Annotated in this window: 20 protein-coding genes; 7 read left to right on the forward strand and 13 right to left on the reverse strand. The window is 47.7% G+C overall.

The annotated features are described in order from the left end of the window. Nucleotides 1–9: 9 nt before the first annotated feature. A complete protein-coding gene (locus tag PBN151_RS21400; protein WP_028533760.1) occupies nt 10–795 on the reverse strand; it encodes a helix-turn-helix domain-containing protein in 786 nt (261 codons plus the stop codon). Between the two features lie 309 nt (nt 796–1,104). On the opposite strand from PBN151_RS21400, the gene PBN151_RS21405 reads away from it, so the two are divergent. From PBN151_RS21405 to PBN151_RS21415, 3 genes are all read left to right on the forward strand, one after another. After that, nucleotides 1,105–2,400 (forward strand): aminotransferase class I/II-fold pyridoxal phosphate-dependent enzyme, encoded by a 1,296-nt coding sequence (locus PBN151_RS21405; RefSeq protein ID WP_021252696.1) that lies wholly within the window; start codon nt 1,105–1,107, stop codon nt 2,398–2,400. Between the two features lie 236 nt (nt 2,401–2,636). Next, nucleotides 2,637–4,832 carry an ABC transporter ATP-binding protein gene (locus tag PBN151_RS21410; protein ID WP_139295396.1) on the forward strand — a complete coding sequence of 732 codons (2,196 nt, stop codon included), beginning with the start codon at nt 2,637–2,639 and terminating at the stop codon, nt 4,830–4,832. Continuing rightward, the gene (locus PBN151_RS21415; protein ID WP_227774925.1) at nt 4,825–5,430 is read left to right on the forward strand and encodes a DUF1854 domain-containing protein; all 606 of its coding nucleotides are present in this window, start codon (nt 4,825–4,827) and stop codon (nt 5,428–5,430) included. Before PBN151_RS21410 ends, PBN151_RS21415 begins: the two co-directional genes overlap by 8 nt. 79 nt (nt 5,431–5,509) lie before the next feature. Here the strand turns inward: PBN151_RS21415 and PBN151_RS21420 are convergent, their stop codons facing one another. From PBN151_RS21420 to PBN151_RS21455, 8 genes are all read right to left on the reverse strand, one after another. Continuing rightward, complete coding sequence (locus PBN151_RS21420; RefSeq protein ID WP_072730637.1) at nt 5,510–6,520, reverse strand: hypothetical protein; 1,011 nt, start codon at nt 6,518–6,520, stop codon at nt 5,510–5,512. After that, entirely contained in the window at nt 6,510–6,686 is a 177-nt protein-coding gene (locus tag PBN151_RS30815) for a GapA-binding peptide SR1P (protein WP_090513584.1), read from the reverse strand. The genes PBN151_RS21420 and PBN151_RS30815 overlap by 11 nt, the downstream gene beginning before the upstream one ends. A 343-nt stretch (nt 6,687–7,029) precedes the next feature. Further along, on the reverse strand, nt 7,030–8,295 hold the full coding sequence (locus PBN151_RS21425; protein ID WP_083545267.1) for an ABC transporter permease: 1,266 nt from the start codon (nt 8,293–8,295) through the stop codon (nt 7,030–7,032). Continuing rightward, nucleotides 8,292–9,077, reverse strand: a complete 786-nt coding sequence (locus PBN151_RS21430) for an ABC transporter ATP-binding protein (RefSeq protein WP_072730638.1) — start codon at nt 9,075–9,077, stop codon at nt 8,292–8,294. Before PBN151_RS21430 ends, PBN151_RS21425 begins: the two co-directional genes overlap by 4 nt. Before the next feature lie 166 nt (nt 9,078–9,243). Next, nucleotides 9,244–10,653 (reverse strand): ABC transporter substrate-binding protein, encoded by a 1,410-nt coding sequence (locus tag PBN151_RS21435; RefSeq protein ID WP_370510445.1) that lies wholly within the window; start codon nt 10,651–10,653, stop codon nt 9,244–9,246. 140 nt (nt 10,654–10,793) lie between these two features. Next, nucleotides 10,794–12,260, reverse strand: a complete 1,467-nt coding sequence (locus tag PBN151_RS21440) for an ABC transporter substrate-binding protein (RefSeq protein ID WP_036667650.1) — start codon at nt 12,258–12,260, stop codon at nt 10,794–10,796. Between the two features lie 194 nt (nt 12,261–12,454). Beyond that, nucleotides 12,455–13,840 (reverse strand): ABC transporter substrate-binding protein, encoded by a 1,386-nt coding sequence (locus PBN151_RS21445; RefSeq protein WP_083545268.1) that lies wholly within the window; start codon nt 13,838–13,840, stop codon nt 12,455–12,457. 468 nt (nt 13,841–14,308) lie between these two features. Next, on the reverse strand, nt 14,309–15,595 hold the full coding sequence (locus tag PBN151_RS21455; RefSeq protein ID WP_072730640.1) for a DEAD/DEAH box helicase: 1,287 nt from the start codon (nt 15,593–15,595) through the stop codon (nt 14,309–14,311). Between the two features lie 172 nt (nt 15,596–15,767). Here PBN151_RS21455 and PBN151_RS21460 point away from each other — a divergent pair, with 172 nt between their 5' ends. Further along, nucleotides 15,768–16,025, forward strand: a complete 258-nt coding sequence (locus PBN151_RS21460) for a DUF2573 family protein (RefSeq protein ID WP_021261954.1) — start codon at nt 15,768–15,770, stop codon at nt 16,023–16,025. Nucleotides 16,026–16,172: 147 nt separating this feature from the next. On the opposite strand, the gene PBN151_RS21465 is transcribed toward PBN151_RS21460, so the two are convergent. The 3 genes from PBN151_RS21465 to PBN151_RS21475 form a co-directional block, all read right to left on the reverse strand. Further along, the gene (locus PBN151_RS21465; RefSeq protein WP_065291526.1) at nt 16,173–16,949 is read right to left on the reverse strand and encodes an SDR family NAD(P)-dependent oxidoreductase; all 777 of its coding nucleotides are present in this window, start codon (nt 16,947–16,949) and stop codon (nt 16,173–16,175) included. A 111-nt stretch (nt 16,950–17,060) separates the two neighbouring features. Continuing rightward, a complete protein-coding gene (locus PBN151_RS21470) occupies nt 17,061–17,513 on the reverse strand; it encodes a chemotaxis protein CheX (RefSeq protein WP_021252682.1) in 453 nt (150 codons plus the stop codon). Nucleotides 17,514–17,643: 130 nt separating this feature from the next. After that, complete coding sequence (locus PBN151_RS21475; protein ID WP_227774931.1) at nt 17,644–18,105, reverse strand: zinc-binding dehydrogenase; 462 nt, start codon at nt 18,103–18,105, stop codon at nt 17,644–17,646. A gap of 426 nt (nt 18,106–18,531) precedes the next feature. Between PBN151_RS21475 and PBN151_RS21480 the strand changes: the two genes are divergently transcribed. Further along, nucleotides 18,532–20,637 (forward strand): acyltransferase family protein, encoded by a 2,106-nt coding sequence (locus PBN151_RS21480; RefSeq protein WP_072730642.1) that lies wholly within the window; start codon nt 18,532–18,534, stop codon nt 20,635–20,637. A gap of 283 nt (nt 20,638–20,920) precedes the next feature. Beyond that, entirely contained in the window at nt 20,921–21,583 is a 663-nt protein-coding gene (gene bluB, locus PBN151_RS21485; protein ID WP_072730728.1) for a 5,6-dimethylbenzimidazole synthase, read from the forward strand. Nucleotides 21,584–21,686: 103 nt separating this feature from the next. Here the strand turns inward: bluB and PBN151_RS21490 are convergent, their stop codons facing one another. Continuing rightward, nucleotides 21,687–23,012: a glycoside hydrolase family 125 protein gene (locus tag PBN151_RS21490; protein ID WP_072730643.1), complete on the reverse strand. Its 1,326-nt coding sequence runs from the start codon at nt 23,010–23,012 to the stop codon at nt 21,687–21,689. Between the two features lie 315 nt (nt 23,013–23,327). Between PBN151_RS21490 and PBN151_RS21495 the strand changes: the two genes are divergently transcribed. Further along, complete coding sequence (locus PBN151_RS21495; protein WP_072730644.1) at nt 23,328–24,287, forward strand: zinc dependent phospholipase C family protein; 960 nt, start codon at nt 23,328–23,330, stop codon at nt 24,285–24,287. Nucleotides 24,288–24,336 lie beyond the last annotated feature (49 nt).

Here is a 24,336-nt window from a genome sequence, read left to right on the forward strand (position 1 = left end):
ATGATCCTTTTATCGAATTTCGGACGGGCTCCGTCCTGTATATTGCTTAAACTGGCGGCTGAAGAAGAAAATATCTCTGTATCCTAATGCATCCGCCACTTCCGTCACATTCATTCCAGCATGATGCAGCAGATGCTCCGCTCGTTCAATTCGAGAACGAATAATATACGTCTGCACAGACATCCCGATCAGTTCCTTGAACTTCACTGAGAAATAACGCGGGGACAACTGCGCTCGCTTCGCCAAATGCTGAATACGATGATTGGCACCCGGATTTTGCCTGATATAATTCGCAATTTCATGGATGGATTCCGCAAGCTGATGACTCGTCTTCCGCTCATCCGGCTCTTCCTTGTCTGCGCGCAGCAGATGTATCATCAACTGCTTCAGCACAAGCTGAGCTTCAATCTCTGCACCATACGTATCCCGCAAGAACAAGCGCACATATCTGGCAAGCAAATGTTCGAAGTCAACCGTTTCGTGCAGTTCTCGATAGGACATGGGAATGTCCGACAATGATGCATCCACATCAAAATGAATATAAGTTAATGTCAGCGGCTTTTGCGGATTATGTGTTGCGGATGTGTGATCCCCCGGACGGAATAAGAAGCAGCTGCCTTTGCGAATCTCATAGACTTCGCCATTCAGCGTCAGCTCCCCCTCCCCACTCCATACATAGAACAGGTCATAGTTCGGCATTGGCTTCTCTCGCTTCTGCCATTTCCAGTTCGGTTCACATGTAATCTTCGCGCAAGCCGGCTTCAGAATGTACTGCGTCGGCGATGCTTGTAACACGGTAGTGCCCCCTTCTTTCTCTCTAACATGGTCTCTTCTCCATCATAATTAAGCCAATTTCATGTAGGATTGCTCGAAAAATTTGCACTATTTCACTATAGTACCATCACTTTTGCAAAATTTGAACCTCATTCTTTACTCATCAAATATTAGGCGTATCGTTTTTGTATGCCGCTTATAGGTAATGATAACCAATTCATCGTGACGAATGAAGAGCCATAATGCTATAATGAAGAAAGTATTTCAAGGGCGTATTCCATGCATGCATGGAATGGGCCCTCTTACAATGATGGTGGAAGGATGGACGCCATGAATCAACTGGCTCAACAATTGAACGAAACAATTCAACAGCACAATCCCAACATTTATGCCATGCTCTCCCGGCTCGCGCAGCAAATCTACTTCCCGAAGGAAGGCATACTGAGCCAATCAGCAGAAGCCAAAAGCAAGGCCAAGGCATTCAATGCCACAATTGGCATCGCTACGGAAGGCAATACCCCAATGCACCTAAGCGTCATTCAGGATACGTTGTCTGCCTATGACCCTGCTGATATCTATCCCTATGCACCGCCAGCAGGCAAGCCTGAACTGCGCAAAGCATGGAAAGAAAAAATGCTTACGGAGAACCCATCGCTTAGCAATGTAACAATCAGCAATCCGATTGTGACGAATGCATTGACGCACGGACTCAGCATCGTTGCGGATCTGTTCGCGGACGAGGGCGATGTTGTGGTGCTTCCAGAGAAGAACTGGGAGAACTACGAGCTCACGTTCGGCATTCGCCGCAATGCAGAGATGGTCTACTATCCGTTATATAATGACAATTGGAAATTCAATAGTGCAGGACTTCGCGATGCCTTGCTTGCCAATAAGGACAAGGGTAAGGCAATCGTTGTCTTGAACTTCCCGAATAACCCAACTGGCTATACACCTGGAAGAGAAGAAGGCGAGCAGATCGCTGCGGCCTTGCTTGAAGCAGCAGAAGCAGGCATGCGTCTCGTCGTGGTAACAGATGATGCATACTTCGGTCTCTTCTTCGAAGACTCCATGCATGAATCCTTATTTGGCAAATTGGCTTCCATTCATCCTAACATCCTGCCAATTAAGGTCGATGGAGCTACGAAGGAAGAGTATGTATGGGGATTCCGCGTAGGTTTCATCACGTACGCAGCTGAGTCCGAAGCACTGCTCGCTGCTTTGGAGCAGAAGACAATCGGGATCATTCGGGCTACTATATCCAGCGGCCCTCATCCTTCGCAGACGTTCGTGCTCCATGCGCTGAACTCTCCAGAGTACGGAGCGCAGAAGCAAGCCAAGTTCAATCTGATGAAGGCGCGTGCGAACAAAGTGAAGGAGCTGCTTGACAGCGGCAAGTACGGAGATGTGCTAAGCTATTATCCATTCAACTCCGGATATTTCATGTGCTTGAAGCTTCAAAATGTACATGCCGAAACCTTGCGCACACACTTGCTCGAGCAGTATGGTGTCGGCACAATTGCTCTTGGCGATACCGATCTGCGTGTTGCGTTCTCCTGTATTGAGGAGAACCAATTAGAGCAATTATTTGATACAATCTATCAAGGGATTCTTGATCTGACGAAATAGCACCCTGTGCTTGTTCGTGCAATTCAGCAGCCCTATTATCGTGCAACGAACAATTGTCGCCTAAGGAGTAGAACACTGCTCCTTAGGCGGCTCTTTTTATTTCAGATCCGATCTCTGTGCTATCTTGAATCTTTCCTCCAACATTATGCAGCTATACGATATCCCCCTCCCCTAACACAAGTTTGTATGTTACAATTTCCCAATATTAATAATTCTTATAGAAAAGGGGGATATCCTTGCGTTTTATCGAATCACCGCCATTCGCGACCGCAGGCATGACCACGGCTGAACTGCTCTTCTGCGGGAGAGCCGATATTCAGGACGATGCTACATTATCTGAACGCTGGCTGCTGATTTCCCAAGATGAAATCTTCATATGCACCTCTTCCGGAAAATTAGAAAAACGCATTTTTGTAAGCGTTGTCAAAAGGTGCCGAACGAATGATGCGATAGGCAGCTCGCAGCTCATCGCAGATACTGAGCACGGTTCGATCGTACTGGTTCGATACACATCGATGGAAAATGTGAAGTTCGCGTTCGCTTGCCGACTGATTCAAGCAATCATTCAGGGAGATGAACTGCCGCTTCCATCCGTGGATGACATGCCGCGGCGGTGCTCCAAATGTGGGGCACGACTCGTTAACCAGAACGAAAGCTGCCTACGCTGCACCGATAAGGGCAAGGCATTCAGGAGAGTGCTGGACTACGCGAAGCCTTTTAAGAAATGGATGTCGATTGCCTCATTGCTCGTCATCGCCACAACGTTAATTGAACTTATCCCTCCTTACCTCACGAAAATTATCGTCGATGATGTCCTGCAGACGACACATCCCGCCGCATCCCTGCTCGCACTCGTACTGATGCTTGGTCTTGTTCAGCTCACACTTTCTGTCATGACGACCGTTCGCGGCTATATCAGCGTACATACCGGCAGTAAGCTTATGCATAATATCCGTGAGGATGTATATGGTTCTCTGATGAAGCTGTCGCTCGGATTTTTTGATCGCCGCCAAACTTCACAGTTCATTGGGCGAGTCAACCATGATGCCGACGCACTCAGTCAATTTTTGAACGATGGCGTCGTATGGGTTACCAGCCAGATTCTGCTCATCATCTCCATTTTCACCATGATGGCTTCACTCAATTGGCAGCTTACTTTGCTCGCACTCGTCCCAGCTCCCATCGTCATCTTCTTCTCTTTTGTCATCTGGCCATTCATTCATCAGCGCTGGTACATCCACTGGAGAGCGCTTAATCGCATCAACACGATTGTAGGCGATACACTCCAAGGCATTCGCGTCGTAAAAGCATTCGGACAAGAGAGCACAGAAAGAAGTCGTTACCATGAGGCGAATGATGTGTTAATGAAGCAGTCCATTCGTGTAGACGGACTTTGGGCAGGTGTATTCCCATTGTTCTCCCTTGTGACACAATCTGGTTTGCTGCTCGTCTGGTTCGTTGGGGGTCAATCCGTACTTGGTCAACATATGACACTTGGAACACTTATGGCGTTCATTGGTTACTTGAGTATGTTCTTTGGCCCACTGAAATGGTTCAGTCAAGCCGTAAACTGGACCAGCCGGGCGTTTGCTGCCGCAGGCCGCATATTTGAAATTATCGATATGAAGCCCGAGGTACCTGACCGAGAGCAAGCTATGGCGCTCCCATCTGTACGCGGAGCCGTACAATTCGAGAATATTAGCTATGGTTACGAGAAGCATCGTCCCGTATTGAAGGAGCTTACGCTTGCTGTACAGCCTGGAGAAATGATCGGTATCGTTGGTCATTCAGGAGCAGGGAAGTCCACGCTCATTCATTTGCTCTGCCGTTTCTATGATCCTTACAGCGGTCTCATTCGCATCGACGGGATCGATATTAGAGACATGAAGCAGGAAAGCTTGCGTCAGCATATCGGAGTCGTTCTTCAGGAAACCTTTCTATTCGATGGTTCTGTAGCCCAGAACATTGCTTATGCGAAGCCTGACGCATCTCCAGAGGAAATTATGCGTGCCGCCAAGATAGCGAATGCACATGACTTCATCATCCGAATGCCCGATGGTTATGATACTCGAGTCGGCGAACGCGGAGCACGATTATCCGGCGGTGAGAAGCAGCGGATTGCCATTGCACGCGCAATTCTCCATGATCCGGCAATCCTGATTCTCGACGAAGCTACCGCTTCTGTCGATACCGCCACAGAGCGCCAGATTCAAGAAGCGATGATGAGACTCATTCGTGGGCGCACGACCTTTGCTATTGCTCATCGGCTGTCTACGCTCCGCCACGCCACTCGTATTATTGTCCTGGATCAAGGCAGGCTCGTGGAAGTCGGTTCCCACGATCAGCTTCTCTCGCAGAATGGAGTATACGCGAAGCTTGTGCAGGCTCAACAGGAAATGTCTGAAATGAAAGGGGAGTATCTCTTTGCCTGATGAACATGTCCAAGAACCGCTCCATCAAGCCGAGCTGGAAGAACATATCCGCAACCAGTCAGCGAACAACACTAACGATCATGATCAGTCCGCCACTTCCATAAGCGCATTTGCGGAAGATATCCGCTATTTCCCTCCCACCGTATCCTTTCGCCACAGTGAAGGAGGCCTGCTGGAGCTTAGGGATGGAGATACGGCAACAACGGAAGTATCAATTTATCGGGCATTTCCATTCTCTCACGCCTTATGCTACTTATCTGTACGAGATCGTGATGGCAAGGAAATTGGCATTGTACGCGACTTGCAGCAGCTGGATTCCAGCAGTCAAGACGCTATTCAGCTCGAGCTGAAGCGTCGGTATTTCATTCCTAGAGTGGAGAGTATCGTGAGCATACATGAGAAGAACAATGTGTGGAAATGGGAGGTTATCACTGATAGAGGAACAATGAGGCTCGAGCTGGAAACTTTGCATGAGCACGTCCAGCCTTCACCAGAAGGGGGAATGATTCTGCTCGACAGCTTCGGACGACGCTGTATCGTGCCTCCGATCTCTGAACTAGACACAGGAAGCAAGCGATGTCTGAGCCGGTTGTTCTAAATTCAAATAAAGCCAGTGCCGGCAGCTTCCACACCGTCACTGGCCTTTCCACCGTTCGAGCTATATTATGAACGATCATCTAGAAATGATCGTTTTCATTCGTCGGCTTCCCTCCCCGACTCATCCAAACGAAATCAACTTCTTCCCAGTCCATATCGATTTCCGGTAAGACGAACTGCCCGCCCAATCCACCAAGCCTTCCAGATTGTGACATATTCTCCCAGGCGTTAACCGCATGCTCTATTCGGATCCCGACAATCGGGTAACTACGTGTGGCGTGAACACCAAGAATTTGCTCGGCAGCCAGACGGACGCAGCCGACATGCTGCTTCCAGCTCCCCGCTTCATACGGCAGCAGCACCGTTAATTGAATATCATACCCTTGATTCGCCAAGCGCTGCTCAGCCCGGAACAAGGCTTCTGCCTGCATATCGATCCATTCCACAACTGCGCTCGACAGCATGCATTTGTCCCCGTTTCCGGAATGAAGCCACTGCTTCCATTGCTTAAGCTTCAACCACTGCTGATGCAGACGGTGCCGTTCCACTGATAGATCGGAATCGGCCGCAAAGCGCTGAACTACTCCCATTCGCAACTCCAAATCAGCTATACTCGGCAGCAGCTGCATAATTGGGGCATCGAGCAAACGCACATATCCATGTATAGCAGCATGTCGATGAAGGACAGCCAACATATGCTCATATTCGGCCGTCATCAGCGGAAGCAGCTTCTGAAGCGCTGAATCACGTTCTCCCGCCGTTCCAGCAAGCAGCATCTCACGAATGAGACGAACACGTTCCGACTTCATTAATAAGCTATGGCTTGGCGCCAGCAGCAACTTGTGATACCCTGCTTCTGCAGCAGCCTGCACTTCTGCAGAACTGCCGCACTGCGCAACATGCAGGCCATCTAATTGAGGCGAATAAGGGACGAAGTTCTTGTATTCCGTCTCCCGCCATAATGTGCCCACATGATGAATATGCTGCTGATGCAATTCGATAATCCGTATGCCAGCCGTACTGTTGGAATGGCCATGACGCTGGACAACCGTCTTATCCCACTGCTCCGCCTGATTCGAACTAAGCTTCAATGTACAGTACCTCTCTCTCCATCACTGCTGTTTGCTCTCTACAATCGCGCTTATTGCACTCCACATAGTACACCATGACTTTTTCCGTATCTTGCTCGGCAATTATCCGATCGCACCTCTTGCATATGATTGCCCCAAGCAATAGCTGACGACGTTCTTGCTCCATCGGACATTCACCTCTCCCTTCATCTGCATGACGGGCATCCCCTGCCGAATTCAATTGGCTGCATATTTGATGATGATAGCGGATTCAGCCATCCCATTACCATAACTATGACGTCACAATGTATCGTATTCTTGTCGCTGCTTGTACGACTAGACACGAAATAAAGAATTAGTGCATATGCATGAACTGCTTGTGAAACATACTGACAAAAAAAGACAAGGAAGCAGATAAAGCATCTCTCCCTTGTCCCGTATAGACAATTGCAGTTATTTAATTCGTTCATACGCTTCGAAATGTTATTCTAGGAACCCTTTATGTTGTAATCTTTATGCTTCCTATTCGATTAATCTTCATCATCCTTGCGCGGCTTCGAACGTTTCCATCTAGTCAACAAGACGATAGCCACCCCCGATCCGATCACGGCTAGCTTGAATGAGACCGATAATGGCCCGACTGCAATTGGCAGCAGCAGAGCGAAGGCTGCCAGCGCATGCGCAACGGTACTGGCATATAATGCCGCTTCATGACGTGCATGCACGGGAAGTGGGTAAACTTCCTGCCACACATCATGTCGATGGAAGGCAAACACAGCCCCCATCTGTGTGCCTGCAACGAATACAACTGCTGCATACAGCAGGAGACTCCACTCTGTAGCATTTGTCCAATATAAAAGCACAGCGCCAATGATGACCAGCCTCAATAAGATGCCCAGCAGCTCACTTCGCACCAACGTCTTCATTAACAAATAACGATAGGCAAATGGCTTCCGCAATGCAAATCGATTGCCTATGAAATTGAGCCACGGTCTCGCATATCGACGTTCGTCTGTTGCTGGCAGATCCACGAATCCACTCAAAAACAAATAAACTCGTCCCTCATGTGCTTTCTCCGCTTCGAAATGCGCCTCCCATGGAAAACGCAGCGTTCTCCCTGTAACCAACCAGCCTATGTACACCAACCCACTCACACCGATGACAAGAAGCGCAGCAGGTATATTGAGCCACAGCCAACAAGCCGTTGCTCCCCAAGCCCATAGATAACGCACGTAGCGGGCAGCAATTCGACGGCGATTGTCACTATAGTGGCGCTCCTTCCAAGCGCCAAATGCAGCAACCGCCTTGAGCATCAACAATAGGATTAAAGTAAAGATGAAGTTCTTCGGGTTATCCTCTGCACGGCTGTATAACGGCCACAATACACACCACACAGCAATAAGGAGCACTGTTCGCGGCCATAGGCTATAGCGTACGCTTCTCTTCATATAGCCGGACATTCGATGCTCAATGCGCAGCAGAAAGGCAAGATCGGCCGGCCGCAGCAGCGTGCGATAGGTCGTATAGGCAACTGCGGGCGCTACCAGCAGCAGGGCAACCTCCTTAATCGGAAAAGTAGGCGGAATGTGCTCGATAAAGGAAGCATATAACGCCGTCCCTGCCACGAGCACGAATAGCATGAGTGCCCCGAGTCCGCTTTGTATGACGTAGCGCATATAAGGCATGACCTTGCCCCAGAATTCACGCTTGCGGCTTGCCCATAGCTCCTCAGGATGTAGAAGCACCTCTGTCAGACTATTGACGGTGGATGCCTCCTTCATTCGGGTCTGTGTCATCGCTGTACACCATCCACAGAACCAGTGATGCGCTCATCGCTAACCCACGCATAGAACAGCTCCTCCAGCCGCTCTTCCGCCCGCTTGCCTGACTGGGCCTCGTATTGATCGTGCATTCCATGCACCGTGCCCGCTCCGAGAACTTTACCATGATGCAGAAGCACGAACGAATCACAGTAATGCTCAATCGTCGACAAAATGTGAGAGCTCACCAGCAATGATGCGCCCTCTGCCTGCACTTGCTTCATATATTGGAGCAGTGATCGAATACCGAGCGGATCAAGTCCAAGGAAAGGCTCATCAATAATATATAAAGGCGGCCGAACAGCAAACGCGCACATGAGCATCGTCTTCTGCCGCATCCCCTTCGATAAATGCTGTGCAGCTTTATCCAGGTGTGCGGTCATATGGAACATTTCCGCAAGCTCCCGTACCCTCTTCTCAAATACCCCTTGTTCGACGCCATATGCGGTAGCCGTCCATACCAGATGCTCGCGCACCGTCAGCGCATCATATAGAATCGGCGACTCCGGTACATACGCAATAGCAGCACGATACGCTTCCGCATCCTCCGCCAGCGTCTTCCCATGTATGGCAACGCTTCCTGCTTGCGGCTCAAGTAGTCCTAATATATGCTTCATCGTCGTACTCTTCCCTGCGCCGTTCAATCCAATGAGGCCAACCATTTCGCCTGCATTCACTTGCAAGGAGATATCATGCAGCACAGGTCTGCCTGTACTGTAACCGCCAGTTAGTCTATCAATCTTCAATAAGGGCTTCATGCCTCTTCACCTCACTGTTCTCATTATATCGAACAACCTGACAGGAAGCGAATGGATATCCTCTAATCACGGCCTTACATTTCTGTTACAATAAGAGCGTTCTGTATGAACAATAAAAAGCCGTCTTTTCAGACGGCTTTTTCACACAAGAATCCTATTAATTTCATCAACCCGACTTTCCGTTTTCAGTAGAACTTGATTCTTTGCCCTTCTCTTTAGCCTTGCGCGCTTTTTCGTCTTCATGCGCTTTCGTTAACGCTGCCTGCCCCTTGGTTTCCAGTTCTCCAACAGCCTCATCCACGGATTTCTTTTTCTCAATTACGGCTTCGAGGGCTTGCTGAACCATACCATCATAAGTGCTATAAAAAGCGCTAGGAACATGTTTGTTCCACCAGCCATAGGCCGAGGAGGATTTTGGCTTCAGCATATAGAGCGGATCCGAGCTCTTGCCTGCAATATCCTTCTTATACTTCATTCGTGTCGGCAAGCTTCCCATCATGGAACGCGAGGCTGCCTTGGCCATTTCATTGCCGTTGACAAACTTGACGAACTCCCACGCTGCGCGCTTATTCGCTGAGTCCGCAGACACTGTATAGATTTCAGATAAATTCACATAAGCAGATTCGTCTGGAGACGAAGGGTCGATCGGACCTGTGACGAAGTTCCAGGCAAACTTCTTCGCCTTCTTGTCGTAGGTCGAACGATTATCAATCTCTTGCGCGAGCCAAGTACCACTCATCATCATTGCTGCCTTCCCTTGAACGAACAAGTTATTATTCATAAATTGCGCTTCTTCGCCCTTAGGTGGCATATATACAGCCTTGCTTCGCAGCGCATCCGTTGCCAGTGTAAAGGCCTGTTTCCAGCCATCAGCGTTAATCAGCAGCTTTTCACCCTTCGCATCAAATTGCTTCAAAGATGACGAGCTAACAATATCTTGAAACAGATTGCTCATGTTCCCATACTCCTGATAATACCCATAGACCTGATCCTCGCCTGAACCAATACCACTGAATCGTCTGGCCAAATCCAAGACGTCCTTCCAGCTCATCTTGTTGTTCGGCAATTCAACATGATGCTCCTTGAATAAGTCTTCATTGTAATACAAGACTCGCGTATAAAAGGAAGGAGCGAGGCCATACAACTTGCCGCCCCCCTTGCTTTTAATACGCTCGATAAGGCCTGGCATAAAATCTTCTAAATCGAACTTTTCTTGTGCAATGATATCATCTAGGCCGTACAGCTTCCCATCTTCGGCAAAGGTCTCAAAAATATCCTCGCTCAGAAGCATAACGTCTGGCTTATGTTTCTCTACCATTTTCTTCAGTGCTTCTTGATAGTCGTCGCTCGAATAGAGATCTTCCATACCAACGACTTCAAATTCGATATCCGGGAATTTAATATTGAAGTAGTTTCCATACTGCCTATAGAATGATTCCTCACTATAATAAAGAACTTTAATCTTTCCCTTTCCTTCCTCTAGCGGCTCAAGCACCGGCTTGTCCCCAAGACAACCGCTTACGAGCACCATGGCTGCAAGCAGTAAAGCACTCAACTTCCAGAATTTCCACCTCACCAACACACGACCTCCCACCCTCTATTTTCCAACAGATATAGTATAACAGCATCCCTTCAAACGATCAGTACCTATTCTCACCACAAGAAGGAATGGAGAATAGGTACTGTAACGTCATATATCTATATCATTCGGACAGGTTAGCCACCTGATTTAGTGGATCCAGTGGATTCTGTAGAGCCTGTAGACTCTGTTTTCGTCGAAGACGAATCTCCTTTTTTCTCTTTCGCTAGACGCGCCTTCTCTGCCTCTTTCGCCTTTATCAATTCGGCTTGCCCTTTTGTTTCCAATTCAGCTACCGCTTCGTCTAACGACTTCTTGTTGTCGACGATATCCTGCAACGCTTTCCGCAGCAATTGGTTATAAGGCTCGTAAAATTCCATAGGAATATTTTTGTTGTAGCGCTCAGCGGTAGACTTCGGTTTCAGCAAGTAGAACGGTTCCGTGCTTCTGCCGTCGATTTCCTTGAAATATTGATTGCGGGTCGGAATTTGTCCACTTAGCGCTCGGGAAGAAGCCTTCGCCATTTCTGTACCATTGACGAACTTAACGAATTCCCACGCCGCTCGCTTATTTGGAGAATCTGCGGATATCGCGTAAATTTCAGATAAAAACACATTGCCAGACTCATCAGGTGTTGCTGGATCTACCGGTGCCGTGACGATATCCCAATCGATTTGCTTCGCTTCCTTATCATAACGATGTCGATCCTTAATTTGACGCGCAAACCACGTGCTCTCAATCATCATTGCCGCCTTGCCTCTCATGAACATATCATTACCGAACCGCATCATTTGTCCATTCTCACCATTATCTCGTGGTGGGACATAGACGGCCTTCGACCGTATCGCATCGGTAGCAAGGGTGATGGCCTTCTTCCAACCGTCCGAATTAATAAGCAGCTTCTCGCCCTTCTGGTCTACCAATTTCAAGCCAGAGGTAGAGACAATGTTGTCCATCACACGATCAACATCTCCATAGTCTTGGTACAATCCAAAGATTTGATTGTCTCCTGAACCGATACCCGTAAAGCGCTTCGACAGATCGATGACCTCCTGCCAGCTCATCTTATTGCGCGGGGGCTCGATATTGTGCTCCTTGAACAAAGCGCGGTTGAAGTACAGTACATTCGTATAGAAAGATGGAGCAAGTCCATACAACGTACCGTTCCCTTTCGCACGAATCATATCAATAAGACCTGGCATATAGCCTTCCAAATCAAATTTCTCCTGTGCAATGATCTCCTCTATGTTGTACAACTTCCCGTCCTTCGCATAGGTTTCATACATGGTGTCATTCAAGAACAAGACGTCAGGCTTATGCTTATCAAGAAACTTTTTCATTTCTGCTTCATAATCAAACGGCTCATTATCCTTCCGATTTGCGTACATATCTTCTGAGTTCACAACCTCGAATTCAATATCCGGAAATTTCACATTAAAATAATTGCCATACTGTTGATAGAATGATTCCTCGTTATAGTAGAGAACCTTAATTTTGCCTTTTCCCTCATCAAGCTGCTCCAACACGGGCTTCTCTCCGAGACACCCGCTTAACATAGAAGTAATCGTTAGTAGAAATATGACGAGCTTCCATTTCGTCTTCACACACAACTCTCCTTCCTATTTTTCCAAATATCAACAATAAGTATATAGATCATTTTTCCATCATTCAACAATAGAATTGATTTTATGTGAAAGAAATCAATTTTCCCCGCTACTTCCATCCGATCTATAAGTCAATAAAAAAATCCACCATAGAAGGTTCTATGATGGATCTGTAATGAATCTTGATTCAGATTCTATTGTTTTTTATCTTTTGATTTGGCCTTTTGTTCTTCATTCGCTTTATTAAGCATTTGCTGCCCCTTCGTTTCCAATTCAGCTACAGCTTCATCCACCGTCTTCTTATTATCGACTACCGCTTGTAGCGACGTATTTACTAATGGCATGAAGCCCTCATGGAATTTCTCTGGAATTTTACTATTCCAAAAGCCTGATGAGGATGCACCCAATTTAGGTTTCAATAGGTAAAATGGCTCTGTGCTGCGGCCATCAATCTCCTTGAAATAGTCCTTACGTGTTGGAATACGGCCAGTCATGGAACGTGCAGAAGCCTTCGCCATTTCAGGCCCATTTATGAACTTGACGAATTCCCAGGCCGCACGCTTATTTGGGGAATCAGCTGCAACCCCATAAATATCAGATAAGCCCACATTACTTGATTCGTCAGGACTCGAAGGATCGATTGGTGCTGTTACGATGTCCCAATTGATTTCTTTTACCTTCTTATCATAACGAGGGCGATCCCTGAGTTGCTGTGCAAACCAAGTCCCCTCCGTTACCATCGCCGCCTTACCCTGGAAGAACGGATCATCCGACATACTTCTTTGCTCGGAAGATGGAATGCCAATCGATTTGTCGCGCACGGCATCTGTTGCCATCTTAATTGCCTTCTTCCATCCATCCGAATTAATAAGCAGCTTCTCGCCCTTCGTATCGAATAGATTCAATGCAGAGGATGAGACGATTTGATTCACGGCAGATCGTAAGTCTCCATAGGGTTGATAATATCCATAGACTTGATTGTCTCCCGAACCGATAGAAGTAAATCGCTTGGACAAGTCGATAATCTCCTGCCAGCTCATCTTGTTGCTCGGCGGCTCTACATTATGCTCCTTAAATAGATCTCGATTATAGTACAGTACATTCGTATAGAAGGACGGCGCCAATCCATATAGAGTACCGTTCCCCTTGGAGCGGATCATATCAATTAGGCCTGGCATGTAGCCTTCCAAATCAAATTTTTCTTGGCTAATAATTTGATCAAGACCATACAGCTTTCCACTTTGCGCATACTTTTCGAACAGCTTATCGTTTAAGAGAAGCACATCCGGCTTATTTTTTTCTATGAACTTTTCCATTTCTTCATCATAATCAAATGGTTCGCCATCCTGATTGTTGGCATACAGTTCTTGATAGCTAACGACTTCAAATTCGATATCCGGGTATTTAATATTGAAATAATTTCCATACTCACTATAGAAAGATTCCTCGTTATAACTAACGACCTTAATCTTACCTTTCCCTTCTTCCAGCTGCTCTAGCACCGGTTTTTCCCCGAGACAGCCACTCATTAAAGCTACTACCGTAAGCAGCAGCACCCCTATTTTCCACTTTGACGCCAACTCATTCTCCCCTTCCTATTTTTCGCACAAGAAACAAGATATATGCTCATTTGTACATACCCCTATCTAATTAGACGATATTACCAGCCATTTGGTTTCTTGGATTCAAGAATTGTTCCATGTTTTCTCCATCTTTTTTGTGCTCGTCATAGATTCACCCTAAGTCGAAGATACAAGTGAAGACTCGTATATGTTGTATCTTGAATTTTCCAATGGCAAACACTAGACGTTCATTCGTAGATGATTAGAAATATAATATAGAGTTATATGGAGGAATTAGGATATGAGAGGAATTAGGATATGAGAGCAATGGTTATCGATAAATATGGAAAAATCCCTATGCGAATGGCAGAAGTGCCAATGCCCGAAATAAATGAATATGAGATAGATAGTGATTACGCAAAAAAAAACCGCCGCAGATCCATTATCTGCGGCGGTTCCTCGTTCGAGTTCATTCCATTGCTATTATTACTGGCGCTTCTTCTCTTTCAGCCATTTAGGTGCGCCTTTATCCTTGTCCTTGCCAGAACGCTTGTCCTTTGACGGCGGGCGATACCCAGCCGACGACTTGCTCGGCTGATGATTGGCAGCTGGCTTCGTCTTCGGACGACGTGATGCATCATTCGGCTCGAAGATGCGACCGTTATAGAAGTCGCGCTCATGGATAACGATTCCGAGCTCACGTTCGAATTTACGCATAATGAACTGCTCACGATGAGAGATCAGGTTGACGGACACACCTTGACGTCCCATGCGACCTGTTCGCCCTGCACGATGAACATAATGTTCCGCATTCAATGCAGGCTGAGCACTGAAGATATACGGCAGATCCGGTATATCTAATCCACGTGCAGCTACATCTGTAGCTAACAGCAACTGGAACTGTCCCTCACGGAAGCGGCGCAGGACATTCACCCGCTCCTGCTTCGGCGCATCTCCGTATAACGAAGCAACTGACAAGTTCGCATAGCCCAGCTTCTGCTCCCATTCAGCAATCTCAGATGAGTCATTGATGAATACGATTGCCTGCTTGGGATTCCAATGACGAACGAGACGACGCAGCATATCAATCTTATCGCGCTCCTCGCATACAAATACAAGATGCTCAATCGTATCCGCTATCCGCTTCTCCGGCTCAATGCCAATGTTAACGGGATCTTGCATCCAGCGTTCCGCAAGAGCCTTCACCTCAGCAGGCAGGGTAGCGGAGAAGAACAGGAGCTGACGATCACGCAGCGCGCTGCGCATAATCGAATCAGTATCGCTCGCACCGCCCTTCTGCAGTACATGATCGACCTCGTCCACGACGATGGTGCGCACCTCGTGCATCTTCAGCTTGCGCATCTCAATCAATTCATGAATCCGGCCCGGAGTACCAATGACAAGCTGCGGGTGAAGCTTCAGCTTCTCTACCTGGCGCTTCAATGCCGCACCGCCTATCAGCGACGCAATTTGAATGCTGCTGCCCTCACTGTAATATTCCGCTTCCCGAACAATTTGCATCGCAAGTTCTTGGGTAGGCGCTATAATCACGGCCTGTGTTGATCGTGCATCTTGCTGAATCCGGGTTAGGACAGGAAGCAAATACGCAATCGTCTTGCCCGTACCCGTCTGTGATTGTGCAAGGACGTCGCGTCCTTCCAATGCAGCAGGAATTGCCGCAGCCTGCACGGGTGATGGCTCCGTAATATGTCTGGCCTCCAGCCGAAGCTTCAGCTCTTCTCGTATTGCAAATGTGTCAAATGTTGTACTCAACTTGTATCGTTCCTCTCTATGGAAGGCGCTGATTCATGACAAATGAACATACCTTCCCATTGTTCGCTGTACCCATTATATCGAAAAGAAGTCTTCACTCCAACTTTCCAAATGATTGCTCGTTATGATAGCCTAAACATGCACATCCAAAAAAGTAAGGAGGTATCTGCAAATGACCGACAACCTATCCGCTTCATTCGATGCGCTTCTGGAGAAATATGCCGATTTGCTTACCGGACACACTGACACTGCAACGGTAGAAAAAGTGAAAATGTGGGCGCTCTATAATCATATGCACAAAACAATGCCCAACTTAACCCGTCATTGGAACAATGCCAATCCAGAGGGCAAGGCGGCCGTTCGTGCACTGTTCGAGGAAATTAAGCAAATGAATGAGGCTCACCGTGCCAATGAAGGCGACGAGCAGTAAGACGAGTAGTATTTGAAGCATGCCAATCGTGCTCAGCACACAAAAAGTCCGCCTTCTCCTGATCCCAATCGAACAGGAGTGGGCGGACTTCGCCATGCCAACCATCGGAATCGCCAATGGTTGCCTATCCTAACAACATCCACATGTTTATTTCTTATTCAGCATTTTAGCCGCAATCCGGTTCGATATTCTCGGAAACAACCCATACAGCCGCCCTCCGAGCGCACCAATCCACGGCAGATCTACTTCCTGCTTGCGGGTCTCCATCACCCGAACAATATGCCGCGCAACCTTCTCTGGCTCCATCATGAACCAACGAATATTATTTACATATTGTCCGCTTGGATCCGCCTGCTCGAAGAATGGTGTATTCACAGGTCCTGGATTCACTGCGGATACAGCAACACCTGTCCCTGCCAGCTCCATGCGCAGTGCATTCGTAAAGCCCAGCACCGCGTGCTTCGTTGCCGTATAGCCAGCAGACTTCGGAGACCCAACCTTGCCTGCCATAGAAGCTACATTGATGATATGCCCTTCTCCCCGGGCCAGCATATGAGGCAGGACCGCCTTCGTGCAGCGCACCGTTCCCATGTAATTCACATCCATCATCGCGGCGAACTGCGAGGATGGCATATCTACAGTCCGTTCAAACAAGCCGAAACCTGCATTATTCACCAAGATATCGATACGCCCATACTTCTCCATCACAGTAGAAATTCCGCGCGTCACATCCTCATCCTTCGTTACATCCATCGTATAGACGGCAGGTGAAGGCGTCATCGAGACAGCCGCGACTTCCAACTTCTCTATGGAGCGCGCCGTTAAGATCGGAACGGCTCCCTTCGCAGCAGCTGCTTGAGCTGTCCAAGCCCCAATTCCGCTCGAGGCTCCAGTGATAAGCACAATCTTGCCCTTCAGTTCCATTGATTTACTCCTTTACCCTCCAATCCGCACCATGTCTCACTTATGTACAAAGCAGGTGCAGTTGGTCAGAACTGCGTCGCCGCATTAGGATACAACGTCGACTCTATCACTTTAGCCGATATGCATAAGTACATCAAATCGACCGATTCCATCCAATAATAACGGTACAGCCAAGACCTCTTGAATAGGACCAGGATGATCAGCCGATATGAGCAGCTGGGGAGGTGTTATATCAACGCTGATTCCCTGATTGTACATCAGTGACGTTGCGTTGCCACTAATCATGTTGCCTAGCTCTGAAATGGCGCTCTCACCGATAGCATCAAGGGATGCAAGAGGAGATCCCCCCATCATAGCCGATGCCATTTTCAACGCCACGTCTTCGTTCAAGCCAAATGCCACCTGTCCGGACAACTGCCCCGTCAGACCGACCTGGATGCGAAAATCATGCGTACCGCTCCAACTTAACATTTGAAGCTCTCCCCGACTGGGACGGACTTGCACAATTTGTTCAATAACTGTGCTTGCCGATTGCAAAAAAGGTTGAATCCATTCGGCTCTCATCTCAGCTATCTTTTCCCCTTTCCGACATTAATGGAGTATATTCGACATATTCCGAACGTCCTATACTTCCACTTTTCTATGCCTATTATACTGAAAACGGTTCAGCCAAGCACTATATGATTTATCATTTTCACAAGAAAAACATATCCAGATTAAGTTTTTGAGTATAAAGAACTACTTCTTTGGGTTTAATTCGACATTTTTCTCCTTTTTTTCTTCTTTGCATTGCCTGCTGCAGAAACAGCTCTTTTCTATTAGTAGGTAGTCTGCCTTCTCTTCGGATTATTTGATCCTTAATCAATGGATAATATGATCTTTCCAAACTGCCCCGGTTACCAACTACGCCGATGCGGCCATAAGGTGCGATTATTTCTAGATCAGTCTCCAAATTCACATTCGCCAAAAATTCGATGATTACATCGGATCCTCTCTCGTGTGTCAAAGACATAATTTTATCCATAAAAGCTTCTGTGATGTGATCGAGTACATGTAAGGCCCCTGAAGCTTGAATTATCGTAAATGCATACCGGATCCATTGACCGGAACAGACATTGAAAACATTTCCACTGTCGCTTGCAACAACTCTAGTCACTAGCTTGCGTAACAAGTGTTGGGACAGATTGCTGTAACCTTACCATGAATCCGAAAAATTACAAAATTGAATAAAATATGTAATAGATCTGTAACGAGTACATATGTGCTTTTTCGATATAGTAAGAGAGGTTATTCGAACTTTGATATTTGTATACACGGTTAGGAGATATAGGCACAAGGAACGAGTAAGAGAATATCTGACACTCACACCCCTTCATCCTCTTCGCTACGAACACGGTTCAACGCAAGCAGGACTCACCTGAAACCTTTACCAGTTTATTATCCAAATCAATCATGTTCCCCTACATCTCAAGAAAGGACATCAAGACTACAATGAAATGGTTATGCATGAGACTTCATCCGAATAACGATTCAGTAGTACGGTTATTCGTCGTGGTCACACCACATATAGGGGGCGTCCAATATGCATGAGCTTCGACGCAACAATAGACGCTACATGCCCGCCCTGGATGGCCTGAGAGCAATTGCTGTTCTGGCCGTCATCGCCTATCACCTGAATCTTGGCTGGGCTCAAGGAGGCTTTTTAGGTGTCGGCATTTTCTTCGTCTTGTCCGGTTACCTTGTAACGGATTTACTGCTGGCCACAAGGCAGCAGCGAGGTGCAATTGATCTGTATACGTTCTGGGTACACAGAGTGCGCAGGCTAGTTCCCGCCATTCTCGTTATGCTGCTGTTCAGCGTTGCTTGGCTAACCATTTTCGATCCTGCGCGCTTGACCAAACTACGAGGAGATATATGGTCAACCTTCGTGTACGGGAACAACTGGTATCTCATTTTTCACAATGTTTCTTACTTTGACAGCTTTGGTTCGCCCTCACCCTACCTTCATTTATGGTCTCTTGCCGTTGAAGGTCAATTCTATCTGGTGTGGCCTGTACTACTCATGATTGGATTAAAGCTTGCACCAAGGCGAGGTCAGCTTCTGCTCGGAATTGCAGCGGCAGCAGCGGTTTCTGCATTGGCAATGGCATGGCTGTATGAGCCAGGCACTGATCCAAGCCGTGTATATTACGGTACAGACACGCGGGTATTCGCTCTTCTCATTGGAGCTGCACTTGCAGTCGTATGGCCCAGCAGACGTCTTGTCTCAAACACAGATCATAAGGCAGGCTTAAGCCTTGATCTAATAGGGGCTCTCGGATTAGGCGCTATGCTCTATATGATTGTAGAAGTAAGTGAATACGATGATTTTCTATATCAAGGGGGATTCGTGCTGCTCTCTATTGTGAGCGCACTTACGATTGCGGCGCTTGCACATCCAGCAAGCCGCTTGAGTAAGCTGCTCAGCTGGGGGCCGCTCGTATGGATCGGCAAGCGATCATATGGCATTTATTTGTGGCATTATCCGGTCATAATTCTCACTAATCCTGAAGTCAATACGAGTGGATTTGATGGGACGCGCGCCATGCTGCAGGTCACCGCGAGCGTGCTGCTCGCCGCCTTGTCGTGGAAGTATATCGAACAGCCGATCCAGCGCGGCTGTCTTTCTTATCTATGGCTCAAGCTACGCGATCCCTATTCTTGGCATCGGCTGTCATGGAAGTACTGGTCCATTTCTGCCTGCTGTGTCCTGCTGCTTACTCTGTTCTACGCTGGCATGAGCGGTCGTTCATTAGTGGATGCCGCCCAAGTAAAATCAGGAGAACCTGATGCAAGCAATCAGCTTGTCATCACGAAAGACAATCAAGGAGCCGCATCTAAGGCTCACCAAACCGAACATATCGGCTCCCATGTAGTTAAGGATACGACACCTAAGAAGCCGAAGCGCTCTGATGCTGCTTCTGATCCCATCAAGAAGCCCGGCAGTTCAGGTGCCGATGACCCGTTAGAATCTAGCTCAACTGCCAAGGGAGGCGGGCAGCCTAAAAGCAAGCAAACACAACAGCCGAATCAGCCGTCTCACACAGACCGCGCATCCGACAAGAAGCAGAACTGGTCTATTTCTGCAATTGGTGATTCAGTCATGCTCGATGTTGCTCCCTATCTGAGCAAGCAACTCCCTGGTACTGTTGTCGATGCGAAGATTGGAAGGCAGATGTCCGCAGCCAGCGATATTATTCAGGGGTTGAAGCAGAACGGCAAGCTCGGCAGATATGTCATCATCGCACTTGGAACAAACGGCATATTTGGTGAAAAGCAGTTAAACAAACTGATCGAATCCCTTTCTGATGTTGAGCATATTATTTTCGTCAATACGCGCATGCCCGAGAAATGGGAGAGCAAGGTCAATGCGTTGTTAGCAAAAACGGCTGATGCCCATCCCAACATAACATTGGTCGATTGGTACAACGCCAGTGTAGACCATGACGATTATTTCGAGCTGGATGGCACTCATCTCGTACCTAAGGGCGCCAAAGCATATGCCGCCCTAGTGGCAGATGCTGTTCAGTCTCTATCTGAAGTTAAAAAAGAGCAGCCTGCTCATCAACCAGGATCAGAACACAGTTCTGGCAAGGAGTCTGTGACACCACCACCTAGTGGGAAAACACCCGCAACAAAACATTCATAACGAAAAACATGCTTGATCCTATATAAAAAATGTTCTAATTGTTTTATCTAATACTTAAGCCAATTATTTACTATCATCTGTAATATTACCTATTACGATTGCTGCAGGGTCTTGCCACATGTATGTAGGGCAGGCCCTTTTTCTTTCCCAACAAGAGATCCCTTCATACCTTACCCCGATTCGCAGCATGAATAACTTGTACGTTATAATAAACATATGAGGGAAACAGTCAATAGTATGACATGCCTTTGAAATACAAGAAAAAGGAGTGTAACTCATGACAATGAATAAACTAACCGAACAAGAAAAAGAAGGCGTTTACAAGGCGATATACAATCGCCGCGATATTCGTACATTCCTTCAACAGCCCGTGTCTGATGAGCTGCTGGTCAAACTGCTGGAGGCTGCCCATCACGGGCCATCGGTGGGCTTTATGCAGCCGTGGAACTTTATCGTCATCAAAGACGCGGAGACCAAGGCGAAGTTGGCAGAAGTGGTAGATCGCGAGCGTCGTGCGCTGGCGATTCACTATGAAGGCACAGATCGCGACACCAAGTTTATGGAGATTAAAATTCAAGGCATTCTGGAGGCCCCTGTTACGATTTGCATTACATGCGATCCTTCGCGTGGCGGCGACCATGTTCTCGGTCGCAACTCCATTCCCGAGACCGACATTATGTCTGTCAGCTGCGCAATTCAAAATATGTGGCTCGCCGCTTACGCTGAGGGTTTGGCAATGGGCTGGGTTAGCTTCTATAAGAAGCCGGATATCCGGCGGATTCTGAACATCCCGCTTCATATTGATCCCACAGCCCTTATCTCTATTGGTTATACAGAGGATTATCCGGAGCGGCCGCTGCTCGAAGCCTACAACTGGGAGAAGCGGAAAGTATTGAGCCAGCTCGTCTATGACAATACATGGAGCACTTCTTCCAATCTGCTGTAAATCTACGATAAGCAAGCTTCCTAAACTCAACAACAAAGCCGTCCACCTCCCTAGGGAGATGGACGGCTGCTTCTCATCTTCGCACTTCGTGATTGATCTACCTTTATTTATCCAACAGCCCGCGATGCATGGCCTTCCACACAAGCTGCGAGAACAGACTGTTCGACCAAGCGAACCATGGACGTGTAAATACATTCGGATCATCCGCGAGGAAGCCCTCATGCATGAAGCCTGTATCCGCATCTGTTGCTTCCAGCATATCAATCATTGCGAGCATTTCTTCATCGCTTGCTGCCGTTAATCCTTGCATGGACAACGCCATGTGCCATACATAGCCGTCTGGCGTATGCGGGCTGCCGATTCCTTTGGCAACCTTGCCTTCGAAGTAGTACGGATTTTCTTTGCTCAAAATAAATTTACGCGTATTTTCATAAATCGGGTCACTTGCATCCGCATATCCAATATAAGGGATGGACAGCAAGCTTGGCGTTCCTGCATCATCCAAGAGGCAGTAGTTGCCGAAGCCATCTGTTTCATACACATAAATCTTGCCGTATGTCGGATGGTTGTGAACCCCGTACAACTGGATGCCGTGATTGATTTCCTCTTCCAGCTTCGCCATTTCGCTAACGAACTCTTCGTCACGGAAGCCGTACTTTGCAATTTCCTGCATTTGACGCAAGCTGACAACCGCGAACATATTAGAAGGAATGCTGTAGTGGAAGTCGCATGCATCATCACTTGGACGGAATCCGGACCAAGTCATTCCTGTGTAATTTACAGGCATTCCCTTGCCCTCGTTGCGGATTGTATCAATCGCTGGACAGTTCACACGTGTGAAGCGGTATTGCGATTGTTCGAAGTGATGCTGTTCTGTCTTCCACACATCCACAATTTTGCGCATTGCGGACTTGAAGTTCGTATCGAAAATATCGGTACGTCCTGTCTCTTTCCAATACATATATGCGAGGCGAATCGAGAAGCACATCGAATCCAGCTCGTACTTGCGTTCCCATACCCATGGGGACATCTCAGTCTGGTCATTCGCATCCCAGTGCCAGTCATTCGCAGTCTCGTTGAACGCATTTGCATATGGGTCAATATTAATATAGAACATGTGACGCTTGATCAAACCACCGATAATGCGCTGCAAGTCCTTGTCATCCTTCGCGAAAGGAACGTAATGAATCACCTGTTCCACCGAGTCGCGCAGCCACATTGCGGGAATATCCCCTGTCAAGACGAATGTTGTCCCGTCATCTAGCAATTTTGTCGTTGTTTCCAACGTGTTCGGGAAGCAGTTCTTGAACAGCTTCAACAACTTAGGACGATGCGCCAGCTTCTGTTCCGCTTCTTCCATAACGCGGACGACTGCTTTTGGCAAGTCAAATGCAGGTACATCGATTTTAGGCAAACGAAATTGTTCCATGTTATTATCCTCCACCTGTTCTCCACATGATGTAATTATCTCTCTCTTGTCACACTTCGGCAGGCCCATTGTGGGCTTGTCCCCCGTGGCTCCTTACAGTGTACATGCAAACGCTTCATCTTGCTAGACAGATCAAGAAACTTTATCATGTTGCACAAAAATGTTCCACATCAAGATAGCAAAGGAGCTCCCATTTCATACTCACAAAGGATTGACATTCTTCTTTATTTCAGGTGAACTGGTAGATAGGCATCTCAATTGCGGCAGCTTCTCATGCAGCTGCATAAGAGATGCTCCGTAACGAGGAGGGGAACAATGCCCAACGTATGGACACATTTACTATTCGGCCAAGAGGCGCTTGACAATGCTGGCATCGCCCATTGGATATCGCCCGACTCCCAGAAGCGCATGTTCAATATGGGGTGCCAGGGGCCGGATTTTCTATTCTATCATCAATTCCTGCCATGGCAGCGCAATAAAATAATGAACGAGCTTGGAAGCGCCATGCACAATAAGCAATGCGGTCCATTCCTGCTCGACTTGATCGATTCCATACCCAAAGGAGATATGCTCTCTCGCGTATACGCCCTCGGATTTCTGCTGCATCATATCCTTGATCGGAACATGCATCCTTATGTATTCGTGCGTTCAGGATTCCGCAAATGGGATCACCAGCGGTTCGAGGTGCTGATGGATACCCACGTGCTGCGCTCCAAGCGCAATATCGCGACATGGAATACACCGGTATGGAAAGAAATCGATACGGGCGGACAGTTCCCGAAAGCAATGGTCAGTGCACTGCATGCCTTAACGGGCCGATATTACCCTGAACTGTCCAACCGAGTGGATACACGCTATTGGAACGACGCCAATCGAGCTATGGTGCGCGCACAGAAGTTATTCCATGACCCGTCCGGGATGAAGCAGCTTCTGACATTCAAACAAATCGAACCGTTTGTTTACAAGCGGACACCACCAGCCTATGATGTGTTGAATGAAGCACGAAGACCATGGCCAGATCCGACGGGTACAGGAGAAATTCGATCCACGAGTATATGGGATATGTGGGAAGAAGCCCGTGAAGATGCGGCGCGTGCTGTATCGGCTGCCGCCGCCTACTGGAACATCAAGGAGGAAGCGAATCAAGATCCGCGTACAGTTGCTAACGCGTATGAGACTCTTCGAGCAGCAATTGGCAACCGTTCTTACGAGACTGGTCTTCCTCTGGAGCAGGATCGACCCATCATCATCGAAGACCCAATTTGGGATGCGTAAATAACAAGGCTCTCTGAAGCAGAACAGCGATGTCCTCTGCCTCAGAGAG

The organism is Paenibacillus sp. NAIST15-1, assembly GCF_001894745.1.
Classification (GTDB): domain Bacteria; phylum Bacillota; class Bacilli; order Paenibacillales; family Paenibacillaceae; genus Paenibacillus_B; species Paenibacillus_B suaedae.